General features: G+C 43.2%; 23 protein-coding genes. 6 read left to right on the top strand and 17 right to left on the bottom strand.

Translation table 11 applies throughout. The features are described 5' to 3' along the window. On the bottom strand, positions 1-694 hold a 694-nt coding region (locus tag Q0203_RS05320), incomplete at its 3' end, for a malic enzyme-like NAD(P)-binding protein (protein WP_297930071.1). A 275-nt stretch (positions 695-969) separates the two neighbouring features. Next, positions 970-1,626 carry a GTP cyclohydrolase I FolE gene (folE, locus tag Q0203_RS05315; protein WP_021616663.1) on the bottom strand — a complete coding sequence of 219 codons (657 nt, stop codon included), beginning with the start codon at positions 1,624-1,626 and terminating at the stop codon, positions 970-972. A 291-nt stretch (positions 1,627-1,917) separates the two neighbouring features. On the opposite strand from folE, the gene mazG reads away from it, so the two are divergent. The 3 genes from mazG to Q0203_RS05300 all read left to right on the top strand — a co-directional run bounded on the left by mazG (position 1,918) and on the right by Q0203_RS05300 (position 4,925). After that, positions 1,918-2,712: a nucleoside triphosphate pyrophosphohydrolase gene (mazG, locus tag Q0203_RS05310; protein ID WP_297930070.1), complete on the top strand. Its 795-nt coding sequence runs from the start codon at positions 1,918-1,920 to the stop codon at positions 2,710-2,712. A gap of 44 nt (positions 2,713-2,756) precedes the next feature. Further along, positions 2,757-3,797: a lipopolysaccharide heptosyltransferase II gene (gene waaF / locus Q0203_RS05305; RefSeq protein WP_297930068.1), complete on the top strand. Its 1,041-nt coding sequence runs from the start codon at positions 2,757-2,759 to the stop codon at positions 3,795-3,797. A gap of 129 nt (positions 3,798-3,926) precedes the next feature. Next, a complete protein-coding gene (locus Q0203_RS05300; RefSeq protein ID WP_297930066.1) occupies positions 3,927-4,925 on the top strand; it encodes an iron ABC transporter substrate-binding protein in 999 nt (332 codons plus the stop codon). Between the two features lie 167 nt (positions 4,926-5,092). On the opposite strand, the gene Q0203_RS05295 is transcribed toward Q0203_RS05300, so the two are convergent. The 3 genes from Q0203_RS05295 to gloB form a co-directional block, all read right to left on the bottom strand. Further along, positions 5,093-6,316, bottom strand: coding sequence for an ROK family transcriptional regulator (locus Q0203_RS05295; protein ID WP_297930065.1), 1,224 nt, complete (start codon positions 6,314-6,316; stop codon positions 5,093-5,095). 62 nt (positions 6,317-6,378) lie between these two features. Then, a complete protein-coding gene (gene hemA / locus Q0203_RS05290; RefSeq protein ID WP_297930063.1) occupies positions 6,379-7,683 on the bottom strand; it encodes a glutamyl-tRNA reductase in 1,305 nt (434 codons plus the stop codon). Positions 7,684-7,870: 187 nt separating this feature from the next. Next, entirely contained in the window at positions 7,871-8,572 is a 702-nt protein-coding gene (gene gloB, locus Q0203_RS05285) for a hydroxyacylglutathione hydrolase (RefSeq protein ID WP_297930062.1), read from the bottom strand. Positions 8,573-8,592: 20 nt separating this feature from the next. Here gloB and Q0203_RS05280 point away from each other — a divergent pair, with 20 nt between their 5' ends. Continuing rightward, a complete protein-coding gene (locus Q0203_RS05280; RefSeq protein ID WP_297930076.1) occupies positions 8,593-9,288 on the top strand; it encodes a methyltransferase domain-containing protein in 696 nt (231 codons plus the stop codon). 121 nt (positions 9,289-9,409) lie between these two features. On the opposite strand, the gene tig is transcribed toward Q0203_RS05280, so the two are convergent. From tig to pepT, 8 genes are all read right to left on the bottom strand, one after another. Continuing rightward, complete coding sequence (gene tig / locus Q0203_RS05275; protein WP_297930061.1) at positions 9,410-10,708, bottom strand: trigger factor; 1,299 nt, start codon at positions 10,706-10,708, stop codon at positions 9,410-9,412. 164 nt (positions 10,709-10,872) lie between these two features. Next, positions 10,873-11,766, bottom strand: a complete 894-nt coding sequence (xerD, locus tag Q0203_RS05270; protein ID WP_297930060.1) for a site-specific tyrosine recombinase XerD — start codon at positions 11,764-11,766, stop codon at positions 10,873-10,875. A gap of 2 nt (positions 11,767-11,768) precedes the next feature. Continuing rightward, positions 11,769-12,929: a 3-phenylpropionate MFS transporter gene (locus tag Q0203_RS05265; RefSeq protein WP_297930059.1), complete on the bottom strand. Its 1,161-nt coding sequence runs from the start codon at positions 12,927-12,929 to the stop codon at positions 11,769-11,771. Then, positions 12,929-13,744 (bottom strand): pyrroline-5-carboxylate reductase, encoded by an 816-nt coding sequence (gene proC, locus Q0203_RS05260; protein WP_297930057.1) that lies wholly within the window; start codon positions 13,742-13,744, stop codon positions 12,929-12,931. Before proC ends, Q0203_RS05265 begins: the two co-directional genes overlap by 1 nt. Before the next feature lie 12 nt (positions 13,745-13,756). After that, on the bottom strand, positions 13,757-14,395 hold the full coding sequence (locus tag Q0203_RS05255; protein ID WP_297930055.1) for an MBL fold metallo-hydrolase: 639 nt from the start codon (positions 14,393-14,395) through the stop codon (positions 13,757-13,759). 65 nt (positions 14,396-14,460) lie between these two features. Further along, positions 14,461-15,021: a YcbK family protein gene (locus Q0203_RS05250; protein ID WP_290521244.1), complete on the bottom strand. Its 561-nt coding sequence runs from the start codon at positions 15,019-15,021 to the stop codon at positions 14,461-14,463. Between the two features lie 69 nt (positions 15,022-15,090). Beyond that, positions 15,091-16,458 (bottom strand): L,D-transpeptidase family protein, encoded by a 1,368-nt coding sequence (locus tag Q0203_RS05245; RefSeq protein WP_297930074.1) that lies wholly within the window; start codon positions 16,456-16,458, stop codon positions 15,091-15,093. Positions 16,459-16,683: 225 nt separating this feature from the next. Then, entirely contained in the window at positions 16,684-17,934 is a 1,251-nt protein-coding gene (gene pepT / locus Q0203_RS05240) for a peptidase T (protein WP_297930053.1), read from the bottom strand. Between the two features lie 286 nt (positions 17,935-18,220). On the opposite strand from pepT, the gene pth reads away from it, so the two are divergent. Further along, positions 18,221-18,805, top strand: a complete 585-nt coding sequence (gene pth, locus Q0203_RS05235; RefSeq protein ID WP_297930051.1) for an aminoacyl-tRNA hydrolase — start codon at positions 18,221-18,223, stop codon at positions 18,803-18,805. 67 nt (positions 18,806-18,872) lie between these two features. Beyond that, a complete protein-coding gene (ychF, locus tag Q0203_RS05230; RefSeq protein WP_109431906.1) occupies positions 18,873-19,964 on the top strand; it encodes a redox-regulated ATPase YchF in 1,092 nt (363 codons plus the stop codon). 47 nt (positions 19,965-20,011) lie between these two features. Here ychF and Q0203_RS05225 read toward each other — a convergent pair whose 3' ends face one another. The 4 genes from Q0203_RS05225 to Q0203_RS05210 all read right to left on the bottom strand — a co-directional run bounded on the left by Q0203_RS05225 (position 20,012) and on the right by Q0203_RS05210 (position 23,521). Next, a complete protein-coding gene (locus Q0203_RS05225) occupies positions 20,012-20,287 on the bottom strand; it encodes a DUF1294 domain-containing protein (RefSeq protein WP_297930049.1) in 276 nt (91 codons plus the stop codon). Beyond that, positions 20,287-21,549, bottom strand: coding sequence for a serine hydroxymethyltransferase (gene glyA, locus Q0203_RS05220; protein WP_297930048.1), 1,263 nt, complete (start codon positions 21,547-21,549; stop codon positions 20,287-20,289). The genes Q0203_RS05225 and glyA overlap by 1 nt, the downstream gene beginning before the upstream one ends. 115 nt (positions 21,550-21,664) lie before the next feature. Beyond that, positions 21,665-22,006 carry a hypothetical protein gene (locus tag Q0203_RS05215; RefSeq protein ID WP_297930046.1) on the bottom strand — a complete coding sequence of 114 codons (342 nt, stop codon included), beginning with the start codon at positions 22,004-22,006 and terminating at the stop codon, positions 21,665-21,667. 291 nt (positions 22,007-22,297) lie between these two features. After that, positions 22,298-23,521 carry a DUF711 family protein gene (locus tag Q0203_RS05210; RefSeq protein WP_297930044.1) on the bottom strand — a complete coding sequence of 408 codons (1,224 nt, stop codon included), beginning with the start codon at positions 23,519-23,521 and terminating at the stop codon, positions 22,298-22,300.

Raw genomic sequence — 23,521 nt, 5'->3', positions numbered from 1 at the left:
GATCATCACGATTTTTGTAGATCACGCCTTTGGAGTCGCACACGGTGATATTTTCTCGTTTCATACCGAGGGAAACTAATAAGTTTAAGCACGCAATCGATGCCGCACCGGCACCGGAAGCAACGAGTTTCACGTTTTCAATTTTTTTATCGACAATGCGTAAGCCGTTTAGCACTGCGGCGGCAGAAATAATCGCGGTACCGTGTTGGTCATCGTGGAAGACAGGAATTTTCATTCTTTCACGTAATTTGCGTTCAATGTAAAAACATTCCGGTGCTTTAATGTCTTCCAAGTTAATGCCGCCGAAGGTGGGTTCAAGAGACGCAATAATGTCGATGAGCTTATCTGGGTCGTGTTCATTCACTTCAATGTCGAAGACGTTGACGCCGGCGAATTTTTTAAACAACACACCTTTCCCTTCCATCACCGGTTTTCCTGCTAACGCCCCGATATTGCCTAAACCAAGCACTGCCGTACCGTTTGAAATCACCGCCACTAAGTTGCCACGAGAAGTATATTTATAAGAATCTGCAGGATCTGCTTGAATAGCCAAACAAGGTGCCGCCACCCCCGGAGAATACGCCAAGGCTAAGTCGCGTTGAGTCGCAAGCGATTTGGTGGGTGTCACTTCAATTTTTCCCGGAATCGGGAATTCGTGAAAATCTAATGCTGCTTTTTTAAGTTGTTCATCCATAAAAATATCCTCTTTTGAATAAATGCGTTGGAACAAGTTCGTTTTATTATAATGAAAATGGAAGAGAATTCTGTGACATTTCACACATTATTAACAATTTTTACGCACCATGAAACTGTTGTCAGGAGCGATAATGTCTTTCGGTCAGTGAGGTGCAGTAAAGTGCGGTGACTTTTTCTGTTCTTTTTTACGAAAAAAATTGACCGCACTTTTAGCCATGAAATCTAAAAAAAAAGAATGCCATAAAAGCATTCTTTTGGGATCATTTGATGGGATTACTTATTAATTAAACTCAAAAATTCTTTTCGGGTTTCGCGATCTTCTAAGAAGACACCACCAAAGGCGGATGTTACTGTATAACTATTAGCATCTTTAATGCCGCGACATTTCACACAAAAATGCGTTGCTTTGACATAGACGGCGACATCTTCCGTTTCTAAGATCGTTTGAAAGGCCAATAAAATTTGCTCCGTTAAGCGTTCCTGTACTTGCGGGCGTTGAGCAAAAAATGCCACAACACGATTAATTTTTGATAACCCGATGACCCATTTTTTCGGGTAATACGCCACGGACACCATGCCATCGATGGTCACGAAGTGATGCTCGCAGGTGCTGGTTAAGGTGACATCGTTGACCAATACCATTTCGCTTACTTTCATGCGATTGGCGATATTAGTGATTTTCGGGAAGTTAGCGTAATCCAACCCGCTAAAAATTTCATCAACGAACATTTTGGCAAGGCGGGCAGGAGTTTCTTCGATGCTGTCGTCACGTAAATCCAAACCGATTAAACGCAACACTTCACGCATATGTTGTTCAATGTGTGTGCGACGTTCATCTTTGCTTTCATCCAACACAATCATGGGGGTTTCGATTCCTTTCTGACGCAGCGCCTCACGCACTTTCGCTGCTTCAGGTGAAATGTGATTCATTTACTACTCTCAATTAAGGCAGATCAAAATAATGCGGCATTCTAACAAACTCTCCGATAATAATAAAATGAGAATAATTTTAGCTGAGGATGAAAATCTCTCTCTGTGAGGGACTGTTTGACTGAGTCGTATTCGGCGTGATGCTGATAAAAACACCTGGATTTACAAATCACAAATTTTATCACGCCCATTGTTGCACCGTGATATGATGGTTTCTCTCAATGCAGGTAACAGCTGATTGAATCGGTTGAACCTAAAATAAATTCGCTATTTAATGAAAAGTGAGCTGCTATGCGTTATTCCATTCATGATTTTGTACAATTAATCGCTCGGCTACGGGATCCGGTGAACGGTTGTCCGTGGGATATTAAACAAAATTACACCTCAATGATTGCTTGCCTCAAAGAAGAAACTTACGAAGTGATTGAAGCCATTGAGCAACATAATACAGAAAATCTAAAAGAAGAACTGGGTGACTTGTTATTGCAAGTGGTCTTTCTTAGTCAATTGGCAGCAGAAGATCATCACTTTACTTTTGATGAGGTTGTGCAAGCTGTGGCGGAAAAAATCGTACGACGCCATCCTCATGTTTTCGGCAACACACAAGCCAACAACGAAGAAGAAGCCTTACAAAATTGGAATGCGATGAAAGCCTTGGAACATCAACATCAAGGGCATACGTCCTTATTGGATAATATTCCGCACGCATTTCCTGCCTTGATGCGTGCAGAAAAATTACAAAAACGTTGTAGCAAAGTCGGGTTCGACTGGGCGGATGTTTCCCCTGTTTTTGCTAAAGTGGAAGAAGAATTGCAGGAAGTCAAACAAGAAATCGCACGTTCTCCACAAGATCCGGCAAAAATTGAAGAAGAAATCGGCGATCTCTTTTTTGCCACTGTGAACCTCAGCCGACACTTGAAATGCTCGGCAGAAGAAAGTTTGCGTAAAGCCAATCAGAAATTTGAGCAGCGTTTCCGCCGTGTTGAGGCCAAGCTTGGTGCGCAAAATCGGACGTTGGCGGAAGCCTCATTAGAGGAAATGGATAGGTTGTGGGATGATGTGAAACGGGAAGAAAAACACTGTTAAAATCCACCGCACTTTACGATTAATTTGACATTTATCTTTATTATATGAATATCCTGATTATCGGCCCGTCTTGGGTGGGCGACATGGTGATGTCGCACAGTTTGTATCAACAATTATGTCTTCAATACCCTCAATGCCACATTGATGTCATGGCGCCGAATTGGTGTAGACCGTTGCTGGCGCGTATGCCGGAAGTTCGCCAAGCAATCGAAATGCCGTTGGGACACGGTAAGTTTGCGTTATGTGAACGTTATCGTTTAGGTAAAGCCTTACGCCAGCGTTATGATATGGCGATTGTTTTACCCAATTCATTAAAGTCTGCGCTAATTCCGCTGTTTGCACAGATTAAGCATCGTCGCGGATGGAAAGGCGAATCCCGTTATTTTCTGCTCAATGATTTACGTCATCATAAACAACGTTACCCCATGATGGTGCAACGTTATGTTGCGCTTGCGTTTGAACGCAATGCGGTTCCCTCTGCAACCGAAATACCGGTCTTAGTCCCGAAATTAACGGTAAATCCACAACAGCAAGCCGCCACCTTAAAACAATTTGAAAAACAAACCGCACTTTTAGGCACGCGCCCGTTGATTGGATTTTGTCCCGGCGCAGAATTTGGCCCGGCAAAACGTTGGCCGCATTATCACTATGCAAAACTGGCTGAAATGTTAATTGAACAGGGCTATGCCATTATGTTATTTGGTTCGGCAAAAGATGTGGACGTAGGTGAGCAGATTCGCAATACATTGCCGGAGACGTTACAGGCGTTCTGTGTGAATTTAGCCGGACAGACCAGCTTGGATCAAGCGGTTGATCTGATTGCTCATTGCGCCGTGATTGTGAGTAATGACAGCGGATTAATGCATATTGCGGCGGCAACCTCACGCCCGCTGGTTGCCCTTTACGGTCCGACCAGTCCGACCTATACGCCACCGCTTTCCGACAAAGCCATTATTCTGCGGAAAATAGAAGGCGGCTTGCTTAAAGTACGTAAAAGCACGGATAGCGCGGAAGGTTATCATCAAAGTCTGATTGATCTTTCTCCACAAGACGTGATGGAGGCGGTACGTGCTTTACAAGCATAATCGTTGTTTCGATTAATAATTGAGAACTATTTGCATTTTATTTTCAATCTTCTAGAATGGTCTCGTTCATGCACAATTTAACATTGCGCAGAACCTATCATTTATCTGAAATTATAAAAGGAGTTTTTTATGAAGATTCGTCATTTCCAACTTGCCACCCTCGCTGCGGCAATTGCCTTCTCCGGCATTGCAGCAGCCGATATCACGGTTTATAACGGTCAACACAAAGAAGCAGCTAAAGCGGTCACCGAAGCCTTTACCAAAGAAACCGGTATTAAAGTCACTTTAAACAGTGCTAAAAGCGAACAGCTTGCCGGCCAGTTAAAAGAAGAAGGAGACAAAACCCCGGCTGATGTATTCTATACCGAACAAGTCGCCTCCTTTGTTGGATTATCCGACGCAGATCTACTTGAACCCCTCTCTGCCGACATCATTAAACAAACCCAATATAAAGGCGTACCGGTAGCTCCGAAAAAAGACTGGATTGCCTTAAGCGGTCGTTCTCGTGTGGTGGTTTATGACAAAAATAAACTCTCCGAAAAAGACATGGAAAAATCCGTGTTAGATTACGCTACGCCGAAATGGAAAGATAAAATCGGTTATGTGCCGACTTCCGGTGCGTTCTTAGAACAAGTTGTCGCCATCACCAAACTAAAAGGCGAACAAGCGGCTTTAGACTGGTTAAAAGGCTTGAAAGAAAATGGCAAACTCTACGCGAAAAACAGCGTGGCATTACAAGCTGTTGAAAATGGCGAAGTACCGGCTGCGTTGATTAATAACTATTATTGGTATGCGTTGGCAAAAGAAAAAGGCGAAGATAAACTAAATTCTCGTTTGTACTTCATTCGCCATCAAGATCCGGGCGCATTAGTGACTTACTCTGGTGCAGCGGTGTTAAAAGGCTCAAAAAATAAAGAAGAAGCGAAAAAATTCGTGGATTTCTTAGCCAGCAAAAAAGGTCAAGAAGCCCTTGTGGCTGTTCGTGCGGAATATCCATTACGCACCGATGTTGTTTCGCCGTTTAATATGGAACCTTACGCAAAATTAGAAGCACCTGAAGTGAGTGCGACAACGGCGCAAGATAAAGAAAACGCGAACAAATTAATTGAACAAGCCGGTTTGAAATAAGCTTGTTATCACGGCATCTCATGCGAAGAGATGCCGTGAGTTCACGCACAAAAGTGCGGTCATTTTACTCTCTGTTTTTGACAAGCCGGAGAATCCAACTGATACAGGGAATGTGATTCTCAACAGGTAACACATATTACGCGTTTGTGCTGTTGGAATGGATGCTCTTATTCTTCAATTAAACGGCGCAATAAACTGCCGTCAAACAACGCACGTTTCACTAAGGCGAAAGCCCCTATCACATCTTCATTGCTAAGCTCTGATGCGACTAATGGCGTATTTTGGACAAACGCCGGCAAGGCATGGCTTTCCAAAGTACGACGAATAGCAGCAAATAAGACGTTTTTCGCCTGCGTAATTTCACCGGAAATCACGATTTTTTCCGGATTAAACATATTCACACTCATTGCCAACACACGCCCGATTTGCGTACCAACGTGTTCGATGAGTTCTGTGGCTACCGCATCTTGCTTATTGCTGGCTTTGCAAATGGCCTCAATGTCATGAGCTTCCAAAGAAAGCCATTTACTTTGGTAACCGTCTTCCAATAACTCTGACATTTTATTTTCAATTGCCGAATTGCTGACCACCGTTTCCAAACAGCCCACATTGCCGCACATACAACGTTTTCCTAACGGATCCACCTGAATATGCCCGATTTCGCCTACATTCTTTTTATAGCCGGAAAAGAGCTCATGATTAATCACAATTCCCGCACCAACACCGCGATGAATACGCAATAGCAACGAATCGTAACAATCTCTCGTCACACCGAAATAGTGCTCCGCAAGAGCTAAACTACGCACATCATGCCCAATATATGTGGGGGAATTAAAACGTTCGGCAACGTGATTTGCCAAGTCCCAAGGCGCGCTTAAGTCAAAGTGCGGAACCTGTTCAATCATGTTGCTTTTCGTATCCACAAAACCGGGAACCGTGATACCAATCGCAATAAATTCACTGCCACGTTTTTGGTTTTCTTGAATAAATTCATCCAAGCGTTGAAATAAAAACTGTTCAAATGCTTGTGGCGTTGGGTAATTCTCAAGCGTAAAGACGGATTTATTCACTAATTTAGCGGATAAATCCATAATGGCTAAGGTTAAATGTTCCCGCCCAATGCCCACTAAAATAGAATGAAAATGTTTATGTTCCGCCACAATCGAGGTGGCACGACGTCCGCCGGTCGATTCTTGTTGCTCTACTTCTTTAATTAAACCACGAGCAAGTAAATGACGAGTGATTTTAGTCACACTTGCCGGAGCAAGTTGGCTTATTTCAGAGATTTGAATACGGGAAATCGGACCTTGCTGATCGATGAGCTTATACACCACCGCACTATTCATTTGTTTTACTAGATCAACGTTCGCGATTTGAGGACTTTCTCGCATTTTTTTCTCCCGTAAAAGTAAATTGACTGATTTTAAACGGCATTTAAATACATTCGGAACGACTATTCATCATCCATTCCCAAGGCTTTAGAAAAGGTTTGCAGACCCACCGCATTACCGTTTTTCACCATGGTTTGCATGGCTTTTGTCGGCGAGTGGATCAATTTATTCATTAATTTATAACTTAATTCTTGTAGCACCTGTTCCGCCTCTTCACCTTGTTGTAAGGAAGCTATCGCTTTTTCCAGCAAATCCTGACGAGTAAGTTCCGCCTCTTCACGATAACGACGGATCAAATTAGAAAACTGATGGACTTTCAACCACGCAAAGAAATCCGCGCATTCCGCCTGAATAATTTCTTTTGCCTGCGCAGAGGCTTGTTCCCGTTGGCTTAAATTATGTTGAATGATATTTTGTAAATCATCCACCGTATAGTGATAAACACTGTCTAATTCCGCCGCACTTTCTTCAATATCACGTGGCACGGCAATATCCACCAACAACATCGGACGATAGCGACGCATGATTTGCGCCTTTTCAACCATGTTGCGGCTCATCAGAATATGCGGGCTGCCGGTAGAGCTAATCACAATATCCGCTTGATTTAAGCCTTGCTGTAACTGTTCTAGCGGTAGGATTTGAATATTCGCCGTGGTATCCAATTTCTCCACGAGGGCTTCTGCGCGGGCTAAAGTGCGGTTGGAAATCACCATGTTTTTTACGCCGTGACGCAATAAATGACGGCAAACCAATTCAATGGTTTCCCCTGCGCCCACTAACAAAATGGTTAATTCGCTCAGCGATTCAAAAATTTGGCGCGCTAAACTGCAAGCAGCGTATGCCACAGATACCGCACTTTCACCAATATTGGTTTCCGTACGCACGCGTTTTGCCGTGGAAAATGTTTTTTGAAATAAACGGGATAATTCGCCGGAAATAGCTTGCTGTTCTTGTTGATAGTGCTGCTCGCTCATTTGATAAGCTTGCTTCACTTGTCCCAAAATTTGTGGCTCGCCTAAAATCAATGAATCCAAGCCACAAGCCACTTCCATTAAATGATTGACGGCCGGCAGGTTTTCATAAGTGTAAAGGCAACGCTGAAGCTCGGCTAAGTCCAGTTGATGAATTTCGGCAAACCATTGTATGGCTTGGCGAATCCAATGTTGCGTTTCTTGTGGCGGGACGGTTTTATTGTGCAGATAAACTTCAGTTCGGTTACAAGTGGATAAAATCACCGCACTTTCGGCTAATTCAATTTGCCGAATATGACGCAAAGCAAAAGCACGTTTTTCGTCAGAAAAAGCGACTTTTTCCCGTAAGGCAACAGAGGCGGTTTTGTGATTAATACCAAGAACTAAAATCGTCATAAAAAATACATGAAAAATCACCGCACTTTATTATGTTGACACAACAAATACGGCAACATTTATCCCACTAAAATAGAAAAAATAGACATAAAAACGGGCTATATTCTAGCTGAATTGCCCCTACTTGGGCAAATTAGCGCAAGAAAAAAGCCATTAATCTGCAATTTTATTGCGAAGTATCAAATTTCTAAAACGTATCTTTGGCTTGGCGTAATTGGGTAAATTGCGCTAAGTTGGTTGCCGTTAAAAATGGATTAATCTGTTTTTCCAAGCCTATCGTGGTGGGTAGGCTTGGTTTATTTTCAGCTCGTAATTGCGCCACCAAAACGCGATGATTTTCCACCGCACTTTTGTTTGCCCAAACGCGTTGCACAAACGCTAAATTACTTAACGTATATTCATGCCCAGGGCAAACAATGGTGTCATCAGGCAACGCCGCAAAACGCTGCATGGTGGCGAACATTTGCGCATAATCACCGGTAAACACTCGACCGCAACCGGCGGAGAATAAGGCATCACCGCAAAACAAATGCCCATCCACCCAATAACTCACATGCTGCGCCGTATGCCCGCCAGTGGGCAATACTTGAATTCGATAATGTTCGGTGATAAGGTCGCCTTCATTAATCACCTGCGTCAGCCCACAAGCAGCGCACTCTGCCGGGCCATAAATCGGTACTTGCGGGAAACGTTGTTTAAACGCCGCAACACCGTCTGTGTGATCTGCATGGTTGTGCGTGAGCAACAATGCTTCAACGGAAAAATGTTGTTCTTCCAACAAGTGAAACAGCTTGTCGGTTTCGGGCAAATCAACAATGAGCAACGGTAAATTTTTCCGTGTATAAAGCCAAATATAATTATCGTTTAACGCAGGAATCGGAATTAACATAGGACCTCGGAGTTACCATGATGTGGCGTGCTAAATATGAAAAGTCACTGGTGATGCCCACCGGTTGGCAACAACTGCCAAATGGGCGCGCTTATTGTAACGCATTAAACGCTTATTTTGCCCCTTGGTTTACAAAAATTTGTGGTTATCAGATTCTGAAAATTGGCGGACTTAGCGCAGAAATTCAATGTGATTTGCCCTTGCGCCACCAAATTAGCCTCAGTGAAAAAATAACGGAAAATTTGACCGCACTTTTAGACGATCATCATTCAGTTGTACAAGCCAAGCTCACCGAACTCCCCTTTATTCAACAGCAATTGGATGCTTGTGTGCTGACTAACACACTGAATTTTGTCCAAGACCCCCATCAAGTGTTGCGCGAAACCCACCGCGTTCTCACCGATGACGGCTATTTGTTTCTCAGTCTGTTTAATCCGCTTAATGGCCTATTTTTTAAATCCAAAACGGGAGACTTCCCTTCACGTCATTATTGCCTTTGGCGGATCATTGATTGGTTGGAATTACTCAACTTTGATATTTTGGAACAGCGGAATTTGGCGCTATCCCATCAAACCGCCGGTTGGTTTGCCCCGTTAACGGTTATCGTGGCGCAAAAACGCACCTACCCGTTGACGCTTAATCCGCAAAAAGTGCGGTCAAAAATCCCGGCGTTTTTACAACCGGCAGAAGCGTTGAAACAAGCGGAAGATCTTTAGTCTTTGAAGAAAAAATAACGGTCAGAAATACATTCATTTCTGACCGTTTAAATGATGCCGTAGGAGAATTTCCTTCTTGGCGAAAAGACTTAAAAAATTGACCGCACTTTGCGGAAAATCATTAAGCTTGTGGATTCATGATCTCATCGAAGGTTGCCGCTTTTTCAGTGACTTGCGCTTTCGCTAACACCGCCTCAACAGCTTGTTCTTCTAATACGACGTTACGAATATTATTCATTAATTCGTTGTTTTTGCTGTAGTATTCAACCACGTCTGCCGGTTGTTCGTAAGCCGATGCAATATCCTCAATCATGGCTTTCACACGTTCTTCATCTGCTTTTAATTCGTTTGAAGCAATCACTTGGGAAAGTAACAAGCCCACTAACACACGACGTTTAGCTTGTTCTTCAAACAATTCGCGTGGTAATTGTGCTGCTTGTTGTGCATTGCCACCAAAACGTTGTGCGGCTTGTTGACGCAATACCTCAATTTCTTGTTCAACCGCAGAACTTGGTACATCAATTTGATTTTGTTCTACTAAACCGTCAATGACTTGGGTTTTCACGCGAGTCACTAACGCATTTTTCAATTCACGTTGCATGTTTTTACGAATTTCATTGCGTAAATCTGCAACAGATTTGGTATTTGGACCAAATTTCGCAACGAACTCATCGGTTAATTCCGGTAATACCATCACTTCAACTTTTTTCAACGTAATGTCAAATTTCGCTGCTTTACCTTTTAAGTTTTCCGCGTGATATTCTGCCGGGAAAGTCACATCAATCGTGAATTTTTCACCGGCTTTGTGGCCAACGATGCCCTCTTCAAAGCCTGGGATCATACGACCTTGACCCATGAATAAAACGAAATCGGATGCTTTGCCGCCTTCAAATTCTTCGCCGTCAACAGAACCCACGAAGTCAATCGTTACGCGATCTTCTGCTTTTGCTGCTTCTTGGCTTTCAGTCCAAGTTGCTTGTTGTTTACGCAACACTTCAACCATCTTGTCAACATCTGCTTCAGAGATTTCAACAACCGGTTTTTCTACTTTGATATTTTCTAAACCTTTTAATTCAACTTCAGGATACACTTCAAAAGTGGCGCTGAATTTTAAGTCTTTACCGTCTTCAAATTGTTCAACGGTGAAACTTGGGCGACCTGCGAGATTGATTTTATTTTCGATAACCGCTTGGAAAAAATGGTTTTGTAATAAATCGCCTAAAATATCTTGACGAACAGAAGCGCCGAAACGTTTTTCAATAATGTGTGGCGGGACTTTACCTTTACGGAAGCCGTCAATACGCGCATTTTTAGCAACGCGTTTTAATTCTTCGCGGATAGCCTGAACAACAGTTTCAGCCGGAACGGTGATGGTTACACGACGCTCTAAACCTTGAGTCGTTTCAATATTTAATGACATTATGATGTTACCTCAAATTGATGCACTCGGCGAATGCTCACACCGAACACGTTATTAATAGAAAATAAGACAATGAATTATAACGAGACAAAGGCTTTCCGTCGAGGAAATGCACGATAAAAGCGCATAATTGATTAAAAAACGCTCGATTTATCTACACAAAATTAACCACGTGGATGATAGCGTTCGTGTAACCGTTTCAAGCGTTCTTTCGCCACATGGGTATAAATTTGTGTCGTGGATAAATCACTGTGGCCCAACAACATTTGAACCACACGCAAATCGGCGCCGTGATTCACCAAATGCGTCGCAAACGCGTGACGCAAAACGTGTGGCGACAACATATTGCTATCAATTTCCGCCAGCACCGCATAATGTTTAATTCGATGCCAAAATGTTTGGCGTGTCATTTGCGTACCGCGACGGCTTGGAAATAACACATCGGAACTTTGTCCATCCAATAAAATCGGACGAGCAAACAGCATAAATTGCTTCACCCAATGGGTTGCCTCCTCTCCCATCGGCACAATACGTTCTTTATTGCCTTTGCCGATGACCCGAACCACGCCTTGATTCAAACTAATGCTATCGGTATGCAGTGAAACCAATTCCGTCACCCGCAATCCGGTGGCATACAATAGCTCCAACATCGCCTTATCGCGTAGTTCAATCGGCTGATCTAAACTTTGCACATTGAGCAAATCCGTGACTTGCTGTTCGGTTAAATACTTAGGCAAACGGCTGGGTAATTTAGGCGAACTTAACACCGCACTTGGATCGTCGGTGCGGTATTTTTCTTGATACAAATATTGGAAAAGCTTTCGAATGGCACTCAATAATCGCGCCGTGCTGGTGGCTTTATACCCTTGCTCTACCCGCTCACCGAGAAACGTTTGAAGATCGACAGAATCTAAGCCAAGCAACGACAACTTGCGTTCACTAAGCCAATCGCAAAGTGCGGTGAGATCCAAACGATAAGATTGCACGGTATTCGGCGACAAGCCTTTGCCTATCCATAATTCATTTAGAAATAAATCGAGCAAAGTCAGATCATTCATATTTAGCCCTGATGAAGTAAAAAGGCTTCGACTTTACGTGGTGTCACTACGAACGCCAGCGCCGCAATGATCGCCATTAAGACAAACGTCATTGATGCTGAATACGGGTAAATCAAGCCACTAAGTGCGGTCAAAATTGCCACCATCGCGCTATTTGATATGCCGTTATACAAAGCTTGTAGTTTGGAAATATGCGACTGCGGTTGCGTGGTGATATAGCGCACCATGCCGTAATGTGCCACTGCATACGTTAGACTGTGAAGTAATTGCAAAAGCCCGATGAACCAAATCTCACTTGTGGCAGCAAGGCCTACCCAACGCACAATGCACGCCAAGGTCGCCAAATGAAAAAGGGTGCTGACCTTCCAGTTTTGCAGTAAACGGCGAGAAAAGAAAAACAGCAAAATTTCGGCAATCACACCCAAGCCCCATAGCAAGCTGGTCTGCGAGACGGAAATCCCTAGACTGGTCCAATACAATACACTATAAACATAATAGGCGGCGTGTGAGCCCTGAATTAAAGACGACGCCAACAAAACCCGCAAGGTTGTGTTGTTTTTTAATAAAGCCCAATACCCCACATCGGTGCCGGACTCTTCCGAAGATTCATCTTGCGGGGGAATCGTCGGTGTCACGCACTGCATCACCGAATACGCTAATAAAAGTGCGGTCAAAATCCAGACAATATTTTGCTCGCCGAAAAAGCCAATCACATTGCCAAATAAGGTTACGCCAACCACAAAGGCAAGGGATCCAATGAGCCGAGCCTTACCGTAATCCAACTGAATTTGCCGCTGCCAAGTGCTTGCCAAAGAATCCGTAATCGGCATACCTGCCGCATTAACCATGGCAAATAAGCCAATGGCAGAAAACAGCAACCAAAAATTCTCCGCGACAACACTTAAACCGGCCATAATCAAGGCACTGGCAAGCGCCAACACACGCAAAGAATTGATCAACTGTGAAGCGCGTTTAATTAAACCTGAAAAAAACAAACCGCCCACGAAACGAAAGACATAAGCACTTGCCAACACCATGCCAATCAGCTCTTCGCCATAATGTTGCGACTTCAACCACACCGGGAAAAAAGGGATAAAAACGCCATACGCGCAGTAATACCCGAAAAAGCTCAACGCGAGCCAAGTAAAAGGACGAACAGACATTAGAATAAGGTTTCCATTTCTTTTGAACGTGCCACGCAAGCTTGCATGGCTTGTTGCACGATGTCATTAAATTGATGTTGATTCAACACATTCAGCGCCGCCGCCGTTGTACCGCCTTTAGAGGTCACATTTTGGCGCAATGTCGATAAATCTAGCTGCGGATTTTCCACCACCATTTTGGCAGAACCCAACATCGCTTGCTGTACTAATTCACGAGCGTTGTTTGCAGACAACCCCATATCAATCAGGCTTTGTTGCATGGCTTCTAAAAATTGAAAAAAATACGCTGGGCTACTGCCAGACGCGGCTGTGACGGTATGCATGTGTTCTTCCGACGTCACCCAAAGGGTTTTGCCTACGGCAGACAACAAATCTTGCGCAAAAGTGCGGTCGTTTTCTGAGGTATTTTGGTCGGCAAATAACCCTGCCATCCCCTCGCCTACAAAGGCCGGCGTATTTGGCATCACTCGCACGACAGCTTTGGCGGTCGGCAAAAGTGCGGTCAATCTTTTTACGGAAATGCCGGCAGCAATCGAAATAAGCAATTTATCAGAAAAATCCACCGCACTTAAAGGTGAGCAAACCTCGGCTAATACTTGTGGTTTGACGGCTAACAACACAACTTCAGCTTGCGCAACGGCAGCAACATTGTCCGTCGAAGTGTGCAACCCTTTTTGCGCAAATAAATTACGTTTTTCTTCATTCGGATCGCACACAATAATTTTATCGGCAGGATAAGCTTGTTTTAGTAAGCCGAACACGATGGCTTGTGCCATATTGCCGCCACCGATACAGGCGATAAGTTTATGTTGCATAGCTATTTCTCATTACTTCATGTTGACATAAGGATTGGTTTGCTTTTCTACACCAATCGTGGTGTAAGGGCCATGACCGGCGACAATAATCATATCATCGCCCAAAGGATACAATTTTTCACGAATGGAGGTAATGATGTCCTCGTAATTTCCTCCCGGAAAATCCGTCCGCCCAATGCCGCTTTTAAAGAGTACATCACCGGTAAATGCAATGCGTTTTTGGTGCTCAATAAAACCGATATGTCCGGGCGTATGGCCGGGCAAATGTAACACTTCAAACGTAAAATCACCTATCGTCAATACTTCGCCTTCCTGATCCAACCAACGATCCGGTTCAAAGGCAGCAACATCAAATAAAAGACCGAATTTTTCCGACTGTTGCGGCAAGCTTTTAAACCAATATTCATCTTTGGAATTGGAACCTAAAATAGGCACGTTGAAATGTTGCTTCAATTTTTCTGCCGCGCCCACATGATCCAAATGACCATGTGTCAGCAAAATTGCCTGTAAATTTAATTCCAATGCTTCAATGCGCTTAATCAGTTTATCGGCTTCGCCACCCGGATCGATAATGGCGGCATTTTTGTTTTCATCCCAAATTAACGAGCAGTTTTGCTGAAATGCCGTGACCGGAATAATGTCAATATTCATTGTCTCTCCTGTGATTTGAACAAAAAAACCGCAACAAAGTGCGGTTTAAAATTGCGTTGTTTTTACTAGCTACCGTTCCATGTACGAACCGGGCCGGTATCCATGTGAATAAAATTACTGCGCGGATAATACCCAACGCCTCCATTTTGGAGTGATTGCACGGAATCACGTAGTGTTGCCAGTGGCACGCCATCAATACGGAAATCAATCGCCTGACCACGAATGTGATAACTATTGCTTGCCACGCCATGACTACGACGATGCATTGCCGCATTACTGGCGGCAGAGCGATAGCCACAAATAATTTGAATTTCCGTATTACGTAATCCTAACTGTTGTTGAACGCGGTAGAATTTTGTAAACAACTGCGGATCCATTTTATGCACTTGATTGGTTCGTTTATCACGCAAGAAGTGATCGAGCAGTCGCAATGTATTGGCGCTAAAACCACGACCAAGTGCAAATTCGGCACCTAATTTTTCGCCGGTATTGATGTTACGGAAATTTAATATCCGCGGTTTAGGTGTCGAAACGGCAGCCAAAACGGTATTTGGTAATAGCGTTGCACCTAGCACAATGCCGCCTAAAGATAACCATTTACGGCGACCGTGGTTGATATGATTCATTTTTTCTTCCTACCTTTGTTCAACATTTTACCATTTGACTATGATCGTCTGTGTTAGTTCGACAAAAGATTACTGAACATAGTGTTTTAACACGTTCCAGTCAATATAACTTAAATTTGCCGCTTTGTCATAACCGTAAATATCTGGCAACGTATGCACTTGGTCTTTATCAACCCAGGCGGTGACGTAATATAAAAACACCGGATTGTCAGATTTGATGCTGGCAGATGTTGTTTTTCGGCTTTTCAGCACATTTTGTTTTCGTTCATCGCTCCAACCGGCTTCTTTCAATAAAATAGTTGCCAACTGATCGGACTTCTCAACACGCACGCAGCCGGAACTTAAATCCCGTTTTTTATTGGCAAATAAATTACGTTTTGGCGTGTCATGCAAATAAATGGCATCCGAACTTGGCATATTAAATTTGTAGTTCCCCAACGCACTGTTGTCGCTTGGTGCCTGACGTAAATGATATGGGAATTTATTCGCTGTCATATTTTCCCAATCAATTGTGTAAGGATCGATGGTATTGCCTTTGCTATCAATAATCGTATAACCATTACGATAAATGTAGCTCGGATCTTTTCGTACTTTTGGAATAATATCCTCGTTAATTAAACGCGTTGGCGCATTCCATGGTGGGTTGACAACCACATTACTTAAACGGCTAAACATGACCGGCGTTTTACGCTCGGGTTTCCCCACAATCACGCGAGAGGTTAATACCGCTTCGCCGTTACGATAATAGGTGAGCTGATAACTTGGAATATTAACAAAGATCCCATTTTCAAATGCCGGCAGAATTCGTAAACGTTGCGCATTGATTGCGAAACGGTGTAATTCGGTTGTTTTATTTTTTTCTACCCCTTTTGCAATGAGCGCCTTCACGCGATCCAATGTCTGTTGAAACAAAGGATTATCACTGGAGAGGTTTTTAACAAATGCCAAATGATCGTTATTTTTGACCGCACTTAACCACGCAGCAATCTGATTTTCATCGGGTTTACCGGCTTTATAACTATTTTCTGAATACAACCATTTTTGCGCCGAACGTTGTACGTTGTTGGCATAATATAAATAGTCTAAAAACGCATCGGTTAACAAAATATCTTCGATTAATGCACCATTGCCCGCAATACGATGCGCTGCATTGAGTGCTTCGGCGGAACGTTTGGAAATTCCTGCGGCAACCATCAGCGCATAATCATGGAGAAATTGTTGCTTCGCCTGAACATCCGTCCAAAGTGGGGCGAAATTATTTTCGGCATAAATTTTTGCAATGAGCGATTTAAATTGCAGCGGAGTCTCGCCAATATGTTCAGCTAACGCCTGTTCTGCTTGCTGTTGTTTTTCCTCTGCCAAGCGCGCCTCTTCCGCACGCGTTTCAAGCGCAAGCTGTTGCGTGGCTAAACCGGCATCATTTTTATCAAGCGCCATCAGCGAGTTTTGTGCAAATTGTAAGCCGACCATTGCCGGCGTGTCGGCCTGAAGCAAGCCACTGTACGACAACATCCCAAGAAAAAAGAGACTTGGCTTAACGCATTTCCGATTCATTCTTAACGATTCCTAAAATAAATAACGATAATCACCACACATTGTGGTACAAAAAAACGCCTTATTCTAACAAAACATCGCGTGCGAAGGAATGCTTTACCTGCGCCTTTACACTTTTTCCCATGTTCTGCTCAATGTCATGATAGCCACAATGACATTCACCGCATCTTTCATGCCTTCAAGCGTAATCAATTCATGCTTACTGTGAAAGTTATACCCGCCGGTGAAAAGATTCGGGCAAGCTAATCCTTTTTCCGCTAACCAAGCGCCATCAGTACCGCCACGAATGACTTTGTGATTTGGCGTAATTCCGCAGTGTTTCATGGCAAGATCCGCTAATTCGATAGATTGCGGCACGTTTTTTACCGTTTCGTACATATTTTTATAGCTATCGGTCAGCACCAGTTCAATCGGTTTTAGCAGGCGTTTTTGCTGATTAAATTGAGCCACTAAATCACGAATAAACTGTTTCCGCTTTTCAAATTCTGTTCCATCAAAATCGCGAATGAGATAATGCAGCTCTGCTTTTTCAATGTCGCCGGAAAAATGATTTAAATGGAAAAAACCTTCTCGCTGAGCAGTATTTTCAGGAGTTTCTGCCTGCGGAAAAGCGTGCTGAAATTCACAAGCCATGGTTAAGGCGTTAATCAGTTTATTTTTTGCCGAACCGGGGTGAATATGACGTCCGTAAAATGTGACTTTGGCAGAGGCAGCATTAAAGTTTTCATATTCCAATTCCCCCACGGCGCCACCGTCGATGGTATAAGCCCAATCGCATGGGAAATCCTCAAAAGGGAAAAATTGCATACCCAGCCCGATTTCCTCATCCGGCGTGAAGGCAACTCGAATATTGCCATGAGGGAGATTTTCCGTTTTTAGGCGATAAAGTGCGGTCATAATTTCTGCAATTCCGGCTTTATTGTCTGCGCCCAACAAGGTATTTCCATCCGTCACAATCAGGGTTTTACTAATGAATTGATGTAAGAAAGGATAATGGACGGGGCTGAGAAATTCCTCGCCGACACCTAACGCAATATCGCCACCTCGATAATTTTCAATCACTTCAGGCTGCACGTTTTTGCCACTGCAATCAGGCGACGTATCTAAATGAGAAATAAAGCCAATCGTTGGCGCATTGGAATCCACGTTAGCCGGTAAATATGCCGTGAGAACACCGTGTTGACTCAACACAATGTCTTGCAACCCTAATGCCACCAGTTCCTGTTGCAGGTGTTTGGCAAGGGCAAGTTGACCGGCAGAACTCGGCGAAGTTTTTGCGCCCGGTTTAGATTGGGTGTCATACGTCACATAATTTAAAAAACGTTCCAATACAGGTTCTTGAGAGAATAAATCTTGCATGCGTGATGTTCTTCTTTTTTATTTTTACTAACAGAAACCAAGTCGTGTGTTTATTGGGGCATCAATGGCATAAAGCACCGGCAATAAACACCTTTCGCTTTCTATTTTAAAGCGGTCCACGCCACCACGCAAAACCTTTACATCGCACAATACTTAAGCAGATGCAGGATGAACCAAAATCACAGGAAAGCAGCACCATTATGTACTGCGCCCTATTGCCTTTTCATTGAGAAAAAACCGATTTTCCGCTACAATACGCCACTATTTTTATTCACGTAAACAGACTATGTCAGAAATTAAGTTAATTGTTGGGCTTGGCAATCCCGGCGATAAATACGCAGACACCCGCCACAATGCCGGAGAATGGTTAATTGCGCGTTTAGCACGGCGGTTTAATGTCACATTAAATGCGGAAAATAAGTTTTTCGGGAACGTGGGAAAAACGCTGATGAACGGCAAAGAAATCCGTTTTTTGGTGCCGACAACTTTTATGAATTTAAGTGGCAAAGCGGTAGGCGCATTGGCGAATTTTTATCGTATTAAACCGGAAGAAATTTTAGTCCTGCATGATGAGTTAGATTTACCACCCGGCAGCGTTAAACTGAAATTAGGTGGCGGACATGGCGGGCACAACGGCTTAAAAGATATTGTCGCCGCATTGGGCAATAACAACAATTTTTACCGTCTGCGCATTGGGATCGGTCACCCGGGACACCGTGATTTAGTGGCGGGTTATGTGTTAAACAAACCCTCACCCAGTGAGCGTGAAGCGCTTGAAAAAGCCTTGGATGAAGCGGCAAATTGTGTGGAACTGCTTTTCAAAGACGGCATCGTCAAAGCCACTAATCGACTAAATAGCTTTAAAATTTAACCGAAAAGTGCGGCCAAAAAACACGGTAAATTTCAACCGCACTTTTCTTCACCAATAAGGAAAAATTATGGGATTCAAATGTGGTATTGTGGGTCTGCCAAATGTGGGCAAATCCACCCTTTTCAACGCCTTAACCAAAGCCGGCATTGAAGCGGCAAACTATCCGTTTTGCACCATCGAGCCAAATACCGGCGTGGTGCCAATGCCGGATCCGCGTTTAGACGCCTTAGCAGAAATCGTCAAACCTGAACGCGTATTACCCACCACCATGGAATTTGTGGATATCGCAGGCTTGGTGGCCGGCGCGAGTAAAGGCGAAGGTTTGGGTAATAAATTCCTCGCCAACATCCGCGAAACGGACGCCATTGGCCATGTCGTACGTTGTTTTGAAAATGACGATATCGTACACGTTGCAGGCAAAATCGATCCGTTAAATGATATTGAAACCATCAACACCGAACTGGCGTTAGCCGATCTAGACAGCTGTGAACGCGCCATTCAACGTTTACAAAAACGTGCTAAAGGTGGCGATAAAGACGCGAAATTTGAGCTTTCCGTGATGGAAAAAATCTTACCTGTGCTCTCTGAAGCGGGCATGATTCGCTCTGTGCCGTTAGACAAAGACGAGTTATTGGCGATCAAAAGCTACAATTTCTTAACCTTAAAACCGACCATGTACATTGCCAACGTGAACGAAGACGGTTTTGAAAATAATCCTTATCTCGATAAAGTCCGCGAATTTGCTGAAAAAGAAGGTTCTGTTGTGGTGCCGGTATGTGCCGCAATCGAAGCGGAAATCGCCGAACTGGATGATGATGAAAAACTCGAGTTCTTACAAGATCTCGGCATTGAAGAGCCGGGCTTAAACCGTGTCATTCGTGCAGGCTACGCGCTTCTCAACCTACAAACCTACTTCACTGCCGGTGTAAAAGAAGTTCGCGCATGGACCGTTTCCGTGGGTGCCACCGCACCGAAAGCGGCTGCTGTGATCCATACCGACTTTGAAAAAGGCTTTATCCGCGCTGAAGTCATTGCCTATGAAGATTTCATCCAATTCAAAGGTGAAAACGGTGCCAAAGATGCCGGTAAATGGCGTTTGGAAGGGAAAGACTACATCGTACAAGACGGCGATGTGATGCACTTCCGTTTCAACGTGTAAAACAATCTAAAAATGAACCGCACTTTAAGGCACTAAAGTGCGGTTTTTTATCCCTTATAAAGAAAATAACAGGTCGGAAAGACAAGCCACAAGATTGCGCTGATGATCACCGTCAAGCTGAAATACCAGCGTTGCGTTTTATGGCGAAAATGTTGCCTGCCTAAATGAATCCCGATAAACCCACCGAATAAACTTAATAACAACAATGTACGCTCAGGAATGCGCCATTGTTGACGGATGGCGCGTTGTTTATCTTGCCACATCAAAAAATAAGCGGCGATATTCACCGCCGCTAATACTATGACCCAAAGTGAAATGGGCATTAAGCGTAAACCGGAAGACGTTTACAGATCGCCAATACTTTTTCTTTCGTTGCAGCAATCACTTGTTCTTCATTGTCTTTACCGAGTGCGTCTAACACATCACACATCCAGCCGGCGAGTTCACGACAGTCTTTCTCGTTAAAGCCACGACGGGTAACGGAAGGTGTACCCACACGAATACCGGAAGTCACAAAGGGTTTTTGTGGATCATTCGGTACCGAGTTTTTATTCACGGTAATGTTTGCTTTACCAAGTGCCGCATCCGCTGCTTTACCGGTTAAACCTTGTTGAACTAAATCCACTAAGAACAAGTGATTTTCGGTACTGTTTGAAACCACTTTGTAACCGCGTTGTTTAAACACCTCCACCATGGCTTTTGCATTTTTCAATACATTTTGTTGGTAGATTTTATATTCCGGCTCTAACGCTTCTTTGAAGCACACTGCTTTTGCCGCAATAATGTGAACTAATGGACCACCTTGACCTGCCGGGAAAACAGCAGATTGAAGTTTTTTATACATCTCTTCATCGCCGCTGGCAGATAAAATTAAACCACCACGTGGACCACCTAAGGTTTTATGCGTTGTTGTTGTAACAACATGGGCATACGGAAGTGGATTCGGATAGACGCCCGCCGCAATTAAACCGGCAACGTGTGCCATATCCACGAATAAATAGGCGCCCACTTCATCTGCGATCTCACGCATTTTTTTCCAATCAACCACTTGAGAATAAGCAGAGAAACCGCCCACAATCATTTTTGGTTTCACTTCATGCGCTTGTTTACGCAAAGCATCGTAGTCAATCAAACCTTCATCAGTAATACCATATTGCTCTGCATGATAAATTTTACCGGAGAAGCTCACGGAAGCACCGTGGGTTAAGTGACCACCATGTGCCAAGCTCATGCCTAAAATGGTGTCGCCCGGATTTAATAATGCCATATAAACGGCCGCATTCGCTTGTGAACCGGAGTGCGGCTGCACGTTCACATAATCTGCGCCAAATAATTCTTTCGCACGATCAATCGCTAACTGTTCCACAATGTCAGCGTACTCACAACCACCATAATAGCGTTTGCCGGGATAGCCTTCCGCATATTTATTGGTGAATTGAGAACCTTGCGCTTGCATTACACGCGGGCTGGCATAGTTTTCAGAAGCGATTAATTCAATATGTTCTTCTTGACGACGATTCTCATCTTGAATGGCTTGCCATAAAACCGGATCGTAATCAGCGATGTTCATGCTCTTTTTAAACATTGTGTTTTCCTCGTTGTTTGAATTATTTGTGTATAGTTTACCTGTTTACAGGCAAAAACTTAACCAAAAATTTCGACCATATTTTTCATTATTACAATGAAAAACATTCATTTATCTAAATCGAACCTTTTTCTTTCACTAATTTTTCAATTAATTTAACTTCTTTTGTTTTCTCACCAGCACCAAGTTTGCGGCATTGGCTGGTTTCTTTCGTATAAGTATTAAAATTTGTCATCCTTGTTGGGCTTTTCATTTTAATCTTCATATCCAAATGATCACCACAACGATCACAGGGTGAAACAAATTCCTTCTCATAGTCTTTAAATTCTGAAACTTGCTCTATGATTTTCGCGACTTGTGGCGAATGGGCGGTTTTAAATAGACGAACGGTAAAATCATAACTCAATTTACCATCACCTGCCTGCCATTTGGCTTTGGCTTGCAATAAATAACGCATCCAGCCTTATTTTGTATCAATCTGAGAGATACCACGCATCAGCACGGTTTGATCCGCTCGATAAGTGACATAATCAAAATGCTCAATGGGTAAAGGGGCTTTTGTAGCAGGTTTAACATAGCAAATCCAATCGCCCACCAACGCTTTTTCCTATTCAGTTTACTGATGTGCTGTTGCACATCCCGATAGTAATAAGGCGACAAAACTACCCAATATTAATTTTCTCATGAGATACTCCTTTTATTGATAGTCGGGATAACATTGATCACAACAAAATAGGGAAATTTTCGTTTAATCAGGAATATGTAAAAGGCGGCAGTTACATAAATCATCACTCTCAAATTCTGATATTTCACCTGCAACCTTATTCGGAATTGGAAATAAACGCACAGTGAGTGGTTTATTTAAGCGAAATGCCATCGTTCCTGTGTCGCGCATAATAGCTGCTATGCTTTCTGCCTTAACATTTCCCGCCACTGGAACCGTGTCTAAACCGATACCACATACGGCGCTATACGTCAGTAAAGCACGGATATCAAAATAGTGTTTTTGTGTACCTTCGGCTAAACCTAAATCTTCTGTCACCGCCAACATTAATCCAGAAAAACCAACTAATGGCACACGTTGGATTGATTTAAACACTTTTGTCAGTAAAGCAGAAACCTCTACTGAACCAGCCGCACCAAAATAGGGCAATCCCATTAATTCATAAATTTTTGTCATGGATGAACAATTTTTAGATGGTGCCGCTGAACTATCAATGCCTGCAAATTCAAATTCACCCGATAATTTGACCGCACTTAACATCTCTAATACTTGATCTACATGATATTGCAGGGCTTGCGACATAGCCTGATAACAATCAGCATAAAATTGATTATGAGGCGATTTTGGTACAGATTTTAATACTTCGACTAATAGATCCGGTGTTTCTAAACCAATGACAAAACTGTTCGGCAAATGACTTAGATGATAACCGGCAGGGAAATAAGGAATAAATGGCTTGCAGTTAAAATTCACAGTAAAGTTAAAATTACCTTCACCACGTGGTGTGATATTTGCAATTCGTTGGACTGCATAAACAGATTGCTCAATGAGTTCATTATCTAGCACACCATTTTCATCTAATGGCACATTAACACAGGCATTACACAAATCTCCATAAGCCGCGATTAACTCAGGCAATAAAGCAATTTCATCTGTATTTCTGGCCGCACCAATTGCAAATCGAATACGAATCCCACTTTCATTAAATTTATTCAATAACTCCGTTAAATATTGCAAATCTGCTTTTGCTGTCTGCAAATTGGTTAAATCTAAATATTCACCAAAAGGATTGGTAATCACTCGAATCGATTGCAAGGTATAACCGGCTTTCTGTACAGCCGGCAATAATAAATCGACATCACGTTTTACTGAATGAAGAGCAGCTTCCCATTGAGTTTTATCTTTATGTAATGTCAGAAAAAAACTAATTGTGCGAATGCGACATAATTCCTTATTTTTATAATCCAT

The sequence above is a fragment of the uncultured Aggregatibacter sp. genome (genome assembly GCF_938046485.1).
In the GTDB taxonomy this organism is placed as follows: domain Bacteria; phylum Pseudomonadota; class Gammaproteobacteria; order Enterobacterales; family Pasteurellaceae; genus Aggregatibacter.
This window is presented reverse-complemented; position numbering and strand designations above follow the sequence as displayed.